The organism is Xanthobacter sp. NM-25 (genome assembly GCF_022138605.1).
GTDB lineage: Bacteria > Pseudomonadota > Alphaproteobacteria > Rhizobiales > Xanthobacteraceae > Xanthobacter.
In genome coordinates this window covers 609,115-622,594 of the sequence record NZ_JACBFS010000001.1, presented here as the reverse complement: position 1 = coordinate 622,594, position 13,480 = coordinate 609,115, and the positions used below count along the sequence as shown (strand labels likewise).

9 protein-coding genes are annotated in these 13,480 nt (G+C 65.9%); 7 read left to right on the top strand and 2 right to left on the bottom strand.

Annotated elements, in window-relative coordinates; all coding sequences use genetic code 11:
• The first annotated feature begins 11 nt into the window (after positions 1 to 11).
• From MEU52_RS02820 to MEU52_RS02810, 3 genes are all read left to right on the top strand, one after another.
• The gene (locus MEU52_RS02820; protein WP_238120264.1) at positions 12 to 893 is read left to right on the top strand and encodes a branched-chain amino acid ABC transporter permease; all 882 of its coding nucleotides are present in this window, start codon (positions 12 to 14) and stop codon (positions 891 to 893) included.
• Positions 894 to 903: 10 nt separating this feature from the next.
• Positions 904 to 1,890 carry a branched-chain amino acid ABC transporter permease gene (locus MEU52_RS02815; protein ID WP_443265861.1) on the top strand — a complete coding sequence of 329 codons (987 nt, stop codon included), beginning with the start codon at positions 904 to 906 and terminating at the stop codon, positions 1,888 to 1,890.
• Positions 1,891 to 2,094: 204 nt separating this feature from the next.
• Positions 2,095 to 4,401 carry an FAD-dependent oxidoreductase gene (locus tag MEU52_RS02810; RefSeq protein ID WP_238120266.1) on the top strand — a complete coding sequence of 769 codons (2,307 nt, stop codon included), beginning with the start codon at positions 2,095 to 2,097 and terminating at the stop codon, positions 4,399 to 4,401.
• Between the two features lie 644 nt (positions 4,402 to 5,045).
• Here MEU52_RS02810 and MEU52_RS02805 read toward each other — a convergent pair.
• Positions 5,046 to 6,671, bottom strand: a complete 1,626-nt coding sequence (locus MEU52_RS02805) for an alpha-amylase family glycosyl hydrolase (RefSeq protein ID WP_238120268.1) — start codon at positions 6,669 to 6,671, stop codon at positions 5,046 to 5,048.
• A 60-nt stretch (positions 6,672 to 6,731) separates the two neighbouring features.
• Between MEU52_RS02805 and MEU52_RS02800 the strand changes: the two genes are divergently transcribed.
• Positions 6,732 to 7,508, top strand: coding sequence for a cobalamin-binding protein (locus MEU52_RS02800; RefSeq protein ID WP_238120270.1), 777 nt, complete (start codon positions 6,732 to 6,734; stop codon positions 7,506 to 7,508).
• 8 nt (positions 7,509 to 7,516) lie between these two features.
• Here MEU52_RS02800 and MEU52_RS02795 read toward each other — a convergent pair whose 3' ends face one another.
• Positions 7,517 to 8,644 (bottom strand): aminomethyltransferase family protein, encoded by a 1,128-nt coding sequence (locus tag MEU52_RS02795; protein ID WP_238120272.1) that lies wholly within the window; start codon positions 8,642 to 8,644, stop codon positions 7,517 to 7,519.
• Between the two features lie 372 nt (positions 8,645 to 9,016).
• On the opposite strand from MEU52_RS02795, the gene MEU52_RS02790 reads away from it, so the two are divergent.
• From MEU52_RS02790 to MEU52_RS02780, 3 genes are all read left to right on the top strand, one after another.
• On the top strand, positions 9,017 to 10,423 hold the full coding sequence (locus MEU52_RS02790; RefSeq protein WP_238120274.1) for an acyl-CoA dehydrogenase family protein: 1,407 nt from the start codon (positions 9,017 to 9,019) through the stop codon (positions 10,421 to 10,423).
• Positions 10,424 to 10,517: 94 nt separating this feature from the next.
• Positions 10,518 to 11,036: a flavin reductase family protein gene (locus MEU52_RS02785; protein WP_238124998.1), complete on the top strand. Its 519-nt coding sequence runs from the start codon at positions 10,518 to 10,520 to the stop codon at positions 11,034 to 11,036.
• A 46-nt stretch (positions 11,037 to 11,082) separates the two neighbouring features.
• Positions 11,083 to 13,407 carry a DUF1989 domain-containing protein gene (locus MEU52_RS02780; protein ID WP_238121438.1) on the top strand — a complete coding sequence of 775 codons (2,325 nt, stop codon included), beginning with the start codon at positions 11,083 to 11,085 and terminating at the stop codon, positions 13,405 to 13,407.
• Positions 13,408 to 13,480 lie beyond the last annotated feature (73 nt).

The following is a 13,480-nucleotide window of genomic DNA, read 5'->3' as shown; positions in this document are numbered from 1 at the left end:
ACGGATCCCAAATGTTCGAGCTCCTCGGCATTCCCCCCCAAGCGCTGTTCGGGCAATTGCTGCTCGGGCTGATCAACGGCGCCTTCTACGCCATGCTGAGCCTCGGGCTCGCGGTGATCTTCGGCCTTTTGAACGTCATCAACTTCGCCCATGGCGCCCAGTACATGATGGGCGCCTTCGGGGCGTGGATGCTGCTGAACTATCTCGGCATTCCGTTCTGGGGCGCATTGGTGCTCTCGCCCATCATCGTCGCCATCATCGGCATGGTGATCGAGCGCGTGCTGTTGCGACGATTGTACAGTCTCGATCACTTGTACGGCCTCTTGCTCACCTTCGGCCTCGCCCTCATCATCGAGGGGCTGTTCCGCCGGCAGTACGGCTCGTCGGGCCTGCCCTACAACAATCCGCTGCCCGGCGGCACCAACCTCGGCTTCATGTTCCTGCCCAACTACCGCGCCTTCGTGGTGGTGGCCTCGCTGGTGGTCTGCCTTGTCACCTGGTTCGTGATCGAGCGCACCAAGCTCGGCTCCTATCTGCGCGCCGCCACCGAGCGGCCGGACCTGGTGCAGGCCTTCGGCATCGACGTGCCGCGCATGATCACGCTCACCTACGGCTTCGGTGTCGGCCTTGCGGCGCTCGCCGGTGTGCTGGCCGCGCCCGCCTACCAGGTGAGCCCGACCATGGGCTCCAACCTCATCATCGTGGTGTTCGCTGTGGTGGTCATCGGCGGCATGGGCTCCATCATGGGCGCCATCGTCACCGGCTTCGGCCTCGGTGTGGTGGAGGGCCTGACCAAGGTGTTCTACCCGGAGGCCTCCTCCACGGTGATCTTCGTCATCATGGCCATCGTGCTCATGGTGAAGCCCGCCGGCCTGTTCGGCACCGCGAAGTGAGGCGGCATCCATGAGCTCTTCTTCCTCCTCCACCCTGCCGGCCGCCGCCGCGCCCGCGTCCTCCTCGGTGATGACGGTGCTCGGCATTCTGGCCGTCGCCGTGCTGCTGGTGGCGCCGTTCGGCGTCTATCCTGTGTTCCTTATGAAGGTGATGTGCTTCGCGCTGTTCGCGTGCGCGTTCAACCTGATGCTGGGCTACACCGGGCTGCTGTCGTTCGGGCATGCCATGTTCTTCGGCGGCTCGGCCTATATCTGCGCCCACACCGTGAAGGTGCTGGGCTTCACCCCCGAGCTCGGCATCCTCTCCGGGGTGCTGTTCGCCGCGGTGCTGGGTTTCGTCACCGGGCTGCTGGCGATCCGCCGCCAGGGCATCTATTTCGCCATGGTGACCCTGGCGCTGGCGCAGATGTTCTTCTTCTTCTGCCTCCAGGCGCCCTTCACCGGCGGCGAGGACGGCCTGCAATCGGTGCCGCGCCGGCCGCTGTTCGGCTTCATCGACATCAGCCAGGACATCCACCTCTACTACATGGTGCTGGCCATCTTCCTGTTCGGCTTCCTGGTCATCTACCGCACCATCCATTCGCCGTTCGGCCAGGTGCTGAAGGCGATCCGCGAGAATGAGCCGCGCGCCATCTCGCTGGGCTATCGGGCCAACCAGTACAAGCTGCTGGCCTTCGTGCTTTCGGCGGCGCTGGCGGGCCTTGCCGGCTCCACCAAGGTGATGGTGTTCCAGCTCGCTTCACTCACCGACGTCGCCTGGCAGATGTCCGGCGAGGTGGTGCTGATGACGCTGGTGGGCGGCATGGGCACCATCCTCGGCCCGGTGGTGGGTGCGGCGGTCATCGTCACCATGCAGAACTATCTCGCCGGGCTCGGCGAGTGGGTGCTGGTGATCCAGGGCGTCATCTTCGTCGCCGCCGTGTCCCTGTTCCGCCGCGGCATCGTCGGTGAGATCATCGCCATCGTGAAATACTACGGGACCAAGAAGGCGGGCTGAGGCGGCGCGTCGTCTCGGCCGGAGTGCCACCTGAAAGCCCGCCCCGGTGCGCCGGGGCGGGCTTTTTCGTTTGTGCCGGACCCCGCCCGGGTCGCCGGGGTGACCTTTTTCGGCCGCGCGTCATGAAGGCTGCGTTATGGTGGGCCATGAAGCGCACCAGAGGCCGGGGCGCACGGCAATCACGCCTGCCGGCGAGGAGATGGCATGAACGCAGGCACACTCGCCCCTGAGGCGGTCCAGACCGGCGCCACGCGCTACGCCGATTTCCTGCTGCTTGGCGGTGGCATCGCCAGCGCCGCCGCCGCCTCCACCCTGAGGGCGGAGGGCGCCACCGGCTCGGTGATGATGCTCTCGGCGGAGGATGTGCCGCCCTATCATCACCCGGCCCTCTCCAAGCATCTGCTGCTCGGCGACGACGGGGATGAGCGCCTGCTCATCCATCCGATGAGCTTCTATGAGGAGAATGGCATCGATCTGGTGCTGGGTGCCCACGTGGACCGGGTGGACGCGGCCCGCCAGGTGGTGGTCACCCGCACGGGCGAAAAGATCGGCTATGGCCAGTTGCTCATCGCCACCGGGGCCAAGCCGCTGGCGTTGAAGGCGCCCGGCGCCAACCTGCCGGGCGTGTTCAGCCTGCGCCAACGCTCCGATGCGGAGGCGATTCGCGGCGCCATGTCCGAGGCCAAGCGGGCGGTGGTGCTGGGCGGGAGCTATCTCGGGCTCGAGATTGCCATGTCGCTGCTGGCTGCGGGCCTGCAGGTGACCATCATCGAACGGGGACCCCGCCTCTTGCCGCATCTGGAGGCGCCGCGCCTGTCGCAATATTTCGAGCGTTATGCCGAATCGCGGGGCGCCACCTTGCTGCTCAACGAGCAGGTGGCGGCGGTGCGCGGCTGTGGGCATGTGGAACAGGTGGCCACCATCGGCGGCCAGCTGGTGCCCTGCGACCTGGTGGTGGTGTCAATCGGCGTCACGCCGGCCACCGACTTCCTCAAGGGCAGCGGCATCAGCCTGGATGACGAGGGATATGTGGTGGCCGACGCCCAGTTGCGCACCAATGTCCCGACCGTGTTCGCCGCCGGCGACGTCACCACCTTCTATGATCCGGTGTTCGCACGGCGCCGGCATTTGCAGCATTGGGACAATGCCCAGAAGCAGGGCCGCCTGGTCGCCCGCAACATGCTGGGGCGGCGGCTGCGCTATGACGAGGTGTCGTACTTCTTCTGCGAGGTGGGGGACATCGGCTTCAACGTGCTGGGATCGCCCGAGGAAGCGGACAACTGGATCACCCGCGGCTCGCTGGAGAAGGGCTCGTTCGCTTTATTCTATCTCAAGGGCGATGTGCCGCGCGCGCTGTTCTCAGTGGGGCGGCCGCCGGATGAGATCCGGGTGGCGGAAGGGTTGATACGCTATCGCGTGGCGCTCGGCGCAGTGAAGGAGCGCCTGCGGGAGCCGGGCTTCGTGCTCGACCACATCCCCACCCAGACCGCCCTCATCCTGCAGGGGGGCGGCGCCCTTGGCGCATTTGAATGCGGTGTGGTGAAGGCCCTGGAGGAGGGGGGGATCTTCCCCGACATCGTCGCCGGGGTTTCTATCGGCGCCCTCAACGGGGCGGTGATTGCCGGCAATCCAGGCCATGCGTCCGAAGCGCTGCAATCGTTCTGGGCGGATCTCTCGGTCACCACGCCGGAGCTGGCCTATGAGGATCTGCGACGGGCCGCGGCCACCACCAAGATTTTGTCGCTGGGCGTGCCCAATTTCTTCACCCCGCGCTGGGTGATGCCACCCAAGGGGCCGGGGGACTGGCCGATCAACTGGACCAGCTATTACGACACCTCGCCCATGCGCGCGCTGTTGAGCAAATATGTGGACTTCAAAACGTTGAAGGACAGTCCGGTCCGCCTTCTGATGAGTGCTGTCGACGTAACGACGGCCACTTTGGAGGTCTTCGATAGTTATGTGGATGATCTGACGCCGGATCATGTGCTCGCCAGCGGCAGCCTGCCGCCGGGGTTTCCGTGGACTGTCATTGACGGCAAGGCCTATTGGGATGGCGGTATCATCAGCAATTCGCCGCTGGATCTACTGCTGGAGCGGTGCGGTCCTGATGGCAAGCGGGTCTTCATCGTCGATCTGTTCTCGGGCAAGCGGGCCTTGCCGGCCAACATGATGGAAGTGTTCGCCCGGCGCGACGAGATCGTCTATTCGGAGCGGGTGCAGAGCGATCTGCACTATCGGGAAAAGATCGAGCTCTATCGGAAGCTGGTGGACTATGTGGTGAGCTTCCTGGACGATGCGGAAGCGGCCAAGATCAAGCGCATTCCGGCCTATATCCAGCTCATGGGCGATGGCGCCAACAGCTCCATCACCCGCATTGTGCGCACCGGCCAGAGCGGTGAGCACGCGAGCCGCGACTATGATTTCTCCGATCTCGCGATCCGCAACAACCAGGCGGAAGGCTATGCCATCGCCAAGCGGACCCTGAGCGGCGGCGCCGAACCGGAGGCATAGGGCCGTATGGGTCTGGCGCCTATTGCGGGATCCGGCAGGTGGTTGTGCTGCGGTGATGCGTGAGGCTGGCGGGCTCGAGATGCACAATGAAGCACGGGCCGGACGGTGTCATGGGGGGTCCACCATCCGGCCCGCTTCCCCATGCCGGTCAGGGCTTGGCACGGGTATCTGTGCCGCGCGGCGCGCGGGGCATTTGATCATCAGCCGCTGCTGCGTCCGATTCTCGGGTTGAGCACTGTGCTCAGCGAACATGGCTTCTCTATAGCAATGTTCAACATGCGCAGGAACGAAAAGACGTTCCGTTTTGGTTGTATAACGCCTTGTTTGTGGCATTTATCTGTGGGTTGCTAAACGTAAGTCTACCTTGGCAAATGTTGCGGCGGCTCTATATTACCTCCATACCGCTGGCGGAAGGCGCGCAGCCGTCCCTGGAAGGGGGGCGGGCGGTCCGTGGAACAGGTCTGCAAGTCATGGTGGTGTAAGAGAAAAATGCGTCGCGCTCGAGCGGCGGCAGTGTCGGCGCGTGACGGCTGGGCGCGTGGACGAGATCTCGGCCCGATGCTGCCTGCCGTCCCGCCAAACTGGTTTTCGATGGTGAGGCCAGTTGCTCGCCGGATGTTGGAGCCAAGGCCGGCGGCGGTGCGTCAGGTCAGCGCCGTGAAATGCGCGCTCCATGGGGGCAGCTGCAGGGTGTGCTCCAGCCGCAGCCCTCCGAAGCCGTGGCCGGTCAGATCCTCACCCATGGGGAGATCCGCCAGGGGCACCTCGCGGATCTCGTCAGCAAGGTTGAAAAGGCACAGGACCCCATCCTGATGGGTTTCGTAGCTCCGCCGCTCGACGACGAGGAGACCACCGTCGGCCGCGTGGATCTTCTCATAGGTGCCGCGCAGGGCCGGCTGTGTCCGACGCCAGGCGAGGAACCGGCGCAGGCGATTGAGGGGCGAGCCGGGCTCGCGCAGCTGCTGTGACACCGCCATCTGGCGGTGGGCGTCGGGGATGGGTAGCCAGGGCTCCACCGAGCTGAAGCCGCAATGGGGCGCGTCGGCCTGCCACGGCATGGGGGTGCGGGCCCCGTCGCGTCCCTGATAGGCCGGGTAGAATTCGCGTCCATAGGGGTCGCGCAGCCGCTCGAACGGCACTTCGGCCTGGGGCAGGGCGAGCTCGCTGCCCTGGTAGAGGCATAGGGCGCCCCGCAGGCAGGAGAGGGCGGCGAGCAGGGTGATGGTGAAGCCGGGGTGGTGGGCGCCTTGCCGCAGCCGCGAGACGGCGCGCATGACGTCATGGTTGTCGAGCGCCCAGCACGGCCAGCCGTCTCCGGGATGATCGCCCAACTCGGCCACCAGGTCGCCGAGCACCGCACCATCCACGTGCTCGGCATTCAGCAGGAAGAAGCCATAGGCCAGTTGCAGCCGCCCTGGCGCCGTATAGGCCTTGTGCAGGCGCACGCCGTCGATCTGGTTCAACTCGCCCAGCAGAACCCGGCCGTCGTAGCTCTCGGCAAGGGTGCGCAGGCGGGCCATGAAGCCGAGGGTCTCCGGCTGGTCCACGTCATGAATGTGGGCCTGCAGCGTATAAGGATTGAAGCGCAGCAGCCCAGGCGGCTCGCGGTCGACGGCGGGTGGATTGTCGGTCAGCAGCCGGTCATGGAAATAGAAGGTGCAGGCATCGAGCCGGAAACCATCCACGCCGATGTCGAACCAGAAGCGGCACATGTCGAGCAGGGCATCCTGGACCTCGGGATTGTGAAAGTTGAGGTCCGGCTGGCTGCCCAGGAAGTTGTGCAGATAATACTGGCCGCGTCGCGGCTCCCACTGCCAGGAGGGGCCACCGAACAGGGAGAGCCAGTTGCTGGGGGCGGTGCCGTCGGCCTTGGGGTCGGCCCACACATACCAGTCCGCCCTGGCATTGGTGCGCGAGGCGCGGCTCTCGCGGAACCAGGGGTGCTGGTCCGAGGTGTGGCTGAGCACCTGGTCCATCAGCACCTTGAGGCCCCGCTTGTGGGCTTCGGCGATGATCTGCTTCACGTCGTCCACGGTGCCGAACAGGGGATCCACCGCGAGATAGTCCTCGACGTCGTATCCGAAGTCCCGCATGGGGGATTTCTGGAACGGGGAGATCCACAGGGCGTCCACCCCGAGATCCACCACATGATCGAGTGCTGCGACGATGCCCTCGAGATCGCCGACACCGTCGGCGGAGGTGTCCTTGAAGGAGCGCGGATAGATCTGGTAGATCACCGCCCCCTGCCACCAGGAAGATCCTTGCGTCATCGCCGGCAGGTTAGCACGGGCGTGCACCGCGGCAACCCCGGGGCGCCCCAAGGAGGCTCCATGCGTCGCTTTCCTCCCGAGCGGATCGTCTGTCTCACCGAGGAAACGGTGGAGACGCTTTATCTGTTGGGAGAGGACCATCGCATCGTCGGCGTATCGGGCTATGCGGTCCGCCCGCCACGGGTGCGGCGGGAAAAGCCGCGGGTGTCCGCCTTCACTTCCGCAGACCTGCCGAAGATCGTGGCGCTGGCGCCGGATCTGGTGCTCACGTTCTCCGACATGCAGGCTGAGATCTGCGCCGATCTGGTGCGGGCCGGGGTGGCGGTGCACGCCTTCAACCAGCGGGACATCGCCGGCATCCTGGCCATGATCCGGCTTCTGGGCGCGCTGGTGGACGCGCGGGCGCGGGCGGAACACCTGGTCGCCAGCTATGAGCGACGTCTGGACGCCATCGCCGCGGCGGTGCCGCCGGGGCCACGGCCTCGGGTCTATTTCGAGGAATGGGACGAGCCGCTGCTCAGCGCCATCGGCTGGGTCTCGGAGCTCATCACCATCGCCGGCGGGTGCGATGTGTTTGCCGATCGCTCCGGCGCGCCGGCGGCCAAGGATCGCTGCGTGACGTCGCAGGCGGTGATCGCCGCCGCACCGGATGTGATCCTCGCCTCCTGGTGCGGCAAGAAGGTGGTGCCCGAGCGGATCCGCGCGCGACCGGGCTGGAGCGAGATCCCGGCGGTGCGGCACAGCCGCATCACCGAGATCAAGTCGCCGCTCATTCTGCAGCCCGGCCCGGCGGCGCTGACCGACGGGCTCGATGCCATCGTGGCCGCGTTGCGCTGAGCGGATGCTCAGTCGCGCTCATCCAGGGGATGGGTGCGCAGGCGCATGGGGTCGTAGAAGGGCGTGCGCACCACATTGGCTTCAAGCCGTGCCGCGCCGTCAGCGACGGTGAGGGCGGTGCCGAGCGCGGTGGCCTCCGGCTTCAGGGACACCAGGGCCAGCGACTTCATCAGGTAGCGGCTGTAGGTGACGGAGTTCACCACGCCCACCTCGACACCATCACGAAGGATCTTGGCGCCGGGAGTCACCGCCGTGGCAGCCAGCACCTCCATGCCCGCCTGATGGGTGCGCTCGGTGCCCTTGCGGCGGATCAGCGCTTCCTTGCCCCGGAAGGAGGGTTTGTTGAGGTCGACGGACCAGTCCATGAGGACTTCCCAGGGCGTGGTGTCGGCATGGGGCATGTCGAACGGGAAGAAGAGCAGGGCACCCTCCACCCGAACGATGTCCAGGCAATCCCACGAGACGGCCATGGCACCGAACGGCTTTCCGGCTTCGAGAATCTGATCCCACAGGGCCACCGCATCCTTGGCGGCACAGAACACTTCATAGCCGCGCTCGGCCGAATAGCCGCCCCGGGCGAGGGAGACCGGCACCCCGAACAGGGTGGTCTTGCCATGTCCGAAGTAGGGCAGCGCCTTCAGATCCATGGGCGTATGGGGGGCGAGGATGTCGAGCGCCTTCGGCCCCTGCAGGGAGAGGATGTGCACATCGTCGTCGCGCTGATAGGAGACGTCGAAGCCCTTCGCCACCACCGGCAGGGCCTCTTCGAGGGCGCCGCCGCCATGGGAGAGGCGGAAGGTCTCTGGCCCGTCCACATAAACCAGCACGTCGTCGATCAGGCCGCCGTCGTCATTGACGATGGAAGCGATCATGGAGCGGCCGGCCGGCACCTTGGCGAGATCGGCGGTCACCAGCGCGTTGAGGAAGGCGAGCGCGTCCTTGCCGGTGACGTGGATGATCTTGAGCGCCGAAACGTCGATCAGGCCGGCACGGGTGCGCACCGCCACCGTCTCCTCATCGGGGCAGGTCGCATAATGCTGCGGAATCGCCATGTTGTTCCAGGATTCCTCGAGCTTGGACCCGAGCTCGCGGTGACGCCCGTTGAGAACGGATTGGCGCCAAACGGTTTCAGTCATCCTCATCCCCTCTTGCCGGCCCCGCGGGCCTGATCTTGTCCGCCGCTCCGGCGTTTCTGTTCCGGTCGCCCGCCGCCGGTCGCGACGCTGGCGCATCCTGAAAGCACGCTCATTTTGTGTCAATTGATTTTCGTGATAAGAAAATTTCTGTTTTGCTGCATACGCTTTGATCGCTTCGTATGTCTCTGAACATTGCAGAACAGGAAATGCCCCATAATTGGTCAATACTTGCTCAATCAATGGGCTTGCACATGAAGCGTTCGATGGCACTGTGTTTCCGCGGCGTCAAAAAAGTTCACTGAGGGGAACGGGTCGCGAAAGGCGCAACAGCGGTCTGGTCCGGTCGGGGGCCGGCCTGGCGGAGCTCATGTCATGTCCGATGTCAAGAAGTGGGGTGGGGAAGACTTTTGGGGTCTCGGCTTCGAGTGGGATCCGCAATGGTTGCTGACGCCGGCGCAGAAGGAGCTGCAATCCAAGCTCATCGCGCTGTGTGAGAAGACGTTGCGGGCCAATGCCATCGAAAGCGACGCGAAATACATCTACCCGCGCAAGAATTTCGAGGCCCTGGCGTCGCTGGGGCTGCTCGGCCTCAATGTTCCCAAGGCGCTGGGCGGGCTCGGTGAGAACCATGTCTGTGCCGCCATGGTGGTGGAAACCATCGCCCGCTACGGCTGTCCGTCCACCGCCATGTGCTACACCATGCACCTCGGCGCCACCGCCGCCGCCCTGCTGCGGCACCACGACAACCTCATTCTCACCGATATTCTGAAGCGGCTCGACACGGACGTGCTGATCGGCACCCTGTCCTATTCGGATCCCGAGACCGGCTCGCACTTCTGGTATCCCATCTCCTCCAAGGCCGAAGCCCATGGCGATGGCTGGAAGGTGACCAAGAAGGCCTCCTGGACCACCTCCGGCGGCTTTGCCGACTGGTACATCATCCAGACCACCAGCCCTGGTTTCGCCGGTGACTATTCGGATCTGTCGTGCTTCCTCGTCACCAAGGACGAGGTGAAGTCCAATCCCTCGGAATGGGATGGACTGGGTCTGCGCGGCAACCAGTCCGGTCCCATCATGATCGAGAACGCGGTGTTGCCCAAGGAGGCTCTGGTGGGCCCCATCGGCGATGGCGCCAAGTCCAATGACGAGGTGGTGGACCCCTTCTTCCTCACCCTGTCTTCCGCCTGCTGGAACGGTATCTCCCTGGCGGTGATCGACATCGCCAAGCGCCACACCACCCGCAAGACCCACAATGACGTGGGCATGCGTGTCGCCGACTACCCCACCATCCAGGATTATGTGGGAGAGGCGATCATGGACACCAACACCTGCCGGGCCTTCGATTTCCAGATGGCGGCGGCGCTCGACCAGGTGACCGGCAATTGCGACTGGTCGATCCATGAGGATGTGAATGCCTTGCCGCGCTCGGCGCTGCTGCACTGGCTGTGGCAGGTGAAGTTCACCGCATCCAAGAATGTCGCCCACGTGGTCGACAAGATGCTGCATGCCACCGGTGGCACCGGCTATCGCCCAGCCCTGCAGATCGAGCGCTATCTGCGCGATGGCAAGGCCGGCTGGGTGATGGGGCCCACCAACGAGGTGCTGCGCCAGTTCGTCGGCAAGGCCTCCTTGCTGGGGTTCGAGAGCCTCGATTACTGGAACAAGTCCATCAATACGCGTGTTCTCAATAACGAGATCAAGAAGATGGACGATCTGGAAAAGCGCGCTTTCGCTGAAAAGCTGCTCGCCGAGGTGCAGACCACCGCCAAGGTGGCCTGAACGGCACACCGCCGCCGGTCCCGCCGCTCGCGCACGCCACGCGCGGCGGTGGGGCGGGCGGCGTGTCCTTATCCGCTGCGAGAGAGCATTGCCCATGCCGACGGTGACGACTTCGACGATTGATCTGGACGCCGGTCTTGATCCGCGTGAGCTGCGCAACGCGCTGGGCCGTTTCGCCACCGGCATCGCCGTGGTGATGGCCGGCGACGACGAGGGGCTGATGGGGGTGACGGTGAATTCCTTCTCCGCCGTCTCGCTCGATCCGCCGCTGATCCTGTTCTGCATGGCCCGCACCCTGAATTCCCTGGCCCGGCTGGAGCAGGTGAAGGCCTATTCGGTGAACATCCTGCTGGAGAGCCAGCAGGAGCTTTCCAACCGCTTCGCCCGGGCGGGAGAGGACAAATTCGCCGGCACCGACTGGCATCCGGGCCGAAGCGGCGCGCCCCGGCTCACCGCCGCCCATGCCACCTTCGAGTGCGTGCCCTACGCGCATTACGACGGGGGCGACCACATCATCTTCGTGGGCCGCGTGGTGCACATGCATGCCGAGGGCGACGACGCTCCCCTGCTGTACTACCGCGGCCGCTATCGCCTGCTGGCGGCGGCTGCGTGAGCCGCCTTCTCGGGGCCAATGGGCCCGCTGCCGAAATGGGATCGTGATGAATGTGCCTCTTGTGTCGTCCTCTGCCATCGGTGCCCCGGCGGGGGCGTCTGCGGGCCAGTACCTGGTGGTGCGCGGCGGCGGTTGCCGCGTGGTGGAGCTCGCCGCCGGCGATCATGTCACCCTGGTCGATCCGGAGGGCGGCCAGCCGGCGCTGCTGTTTCCCATCGCCTGCGATGGCATGGCTGCCGGAGCGCTGCTCGGGCTCGGGGCCGACGGCACGGTGACGCTCGGCGCGGCATTGGCCGGCCAGGGTGGCGGAGAAGGGGCCGACGACGTGGCGCGCGTGCTGGCGGAGCGCGGCGTGGATCCGCGGGCGCATCCTGGCCACCTGGTGCTGGCCGATGGCACGGCGCCGGGTGCCGCACTCAGCTTCACCGCCCCGGTTGCGCTGCTCCTGGTGGTGTCGGCACCGGGGACGCCCATGGCGCCGGACCAGCAGACCCCGCCCACCGAGCTGCATCTGCGCATCGCGCGCGGGCCGGGCACGCCGGTGCCGCTGCCGCCCGCGTTGGCGCCGGTGATCCTGGACCTGCGGGTGCCGGCGGCGCAGGCCAAGGCCTATCGGGTCAAGGCCGGCGACTATATCCAGATCATCGACGTGGCCGGGCGCCAGTGCTCCGATTTCCTCGCGTTCGATGCGGCGGGGCTCGTGCGGGGAGAGGAATTCGGCCTCGACGCCACCACCACGCGGACGCTGATGGGCGCCGCCTATCCCGGGCCGGGCCTGCACTCGAAATATTATGACGAGCGACAGATCCCGCTGGTGGAGGTGATCCGTGACACGGTGGGACGGCACGATACGTTCGCCCTGGCCTGCTCGGCCAAATATTATGAAGACATGGGCTATCCCGGCCACGCCAATTGCTCCGACAATTTCAATGTGGTGCTGGCGCCTTTGGGCGTGCGGCCGAAGCGGGGCTGGCCGGCCATCAATTTCTTCTACAATACCGGCATCGACCACGCCAACGCGCTCACCATGGACGAGCCCTGGTCGCGGCCGGGGGATTATGTGCTGCTCCGGGCGCTGACCGATCTCGTCTGCGCCACCTCGTCCTGCGCGGACGACATCGACCCCGCCAATGGCTGGGAGCCCACCGACATTCATGTGCGCGTCTATGATGGTGCCGCGCACTTTTCCAGGGGAACCGCCTTCCGCATGACCGCCGATGCCGAGCCGCGTTTGACGCGCGAGACCGCTTTTCATCCGCGGGTGGCTGAGAAGACCCGCAATTTCGTGGAGTATCGCGGCTTCTGGCTGCCCACCTGTTTCACCGGCGAGGGGCCGGTGGCGGAATATTGGGCCTGCCGGGAGCGCGCGGCCATCATGGACCTCTCGCCGCTGCGCAAATTCGAGGTCACGGGCCCGGATGCGGAGCTGCTGCTGCAGCGCACGGTGACCCGCGACATGCGCAAGCTCGCGGTCGGGCAGGTGGTCTATACGGCCCTGTGCTACGACCATGGCGGCATGATCGACGATGCCACCGTGTTTCGGCTGGGGCCGGCCAATTTCCGCGTGGTGTGCGGCGAGGAATTCACCGGCAAGTGGCTGCGCGACAACGCGGCGGAATGGGGCCTCAGGGTCTTCGTGAAATCCTCCACTGACCAATTGCACAATATCGCCGTGCAGGGTCCGCTCTCGCGGGAGATCCTCTCGGAAGTGATCTGGACGGCGCCGACCCAGCCGGCCATTGCGGAGCTGAAGTGGTTTCGCTTCGCTGTGGCGCGGCTCGGCGGACCCATGGGGCCGGCGCTGGTGGTCTCCCGCACCGGCTACACGGGCGAGCTCGGGTTCGAGATCTGGTGTCATCCGCAGGACGCTGCCGCCGTCTGGGACGCGGTGTGGGCTGCGGGCGCGCCCAAAGGCCTGAAGCCGCTCGGCCTCGATGCCCTCGACATGCTGCGCATCGAGGCGGGCCTCGTCTTCGCGGGCTATGATTTCTGCGATCAGACCGACCCGTACGAGGCCGGCATCGGCTTTGCGGTGGCCAACAAGGACGAGGACTTCGTGGGCCGGGAGGCGCTGGCGCGGCGGAAGGCGCATCCCGCGCGCAAGATGGTGGGCCTCGTGATCGACGGGAACGAGGCGGTGGGCCACGGCGATCCGCTCTACAATGGCCGGGCGCAGGTGGGGGTCGTCACCAGCGCCACCCGCTCGCCCATCCTCAAGGCGAGCATCGCGCTCGCCCGGGTGGACGTGGCGGCGGCAGAGGTGGGCACCCGGCTGGAGATCGGCAAGCTCGACGGGCTGCAGAAGCGGATCGGCGCGCAGGTGGTGCCGTTTCCCCACTTCGATCCGCAGAAGACGCGCGTGCGCGCCTGAGCCCGGCGTCTGGCCCGTTTGAAAGCTCACCCCCGCCCGGCCAGTGCCGCGCGGGGGCGCTGGCACATGCGCG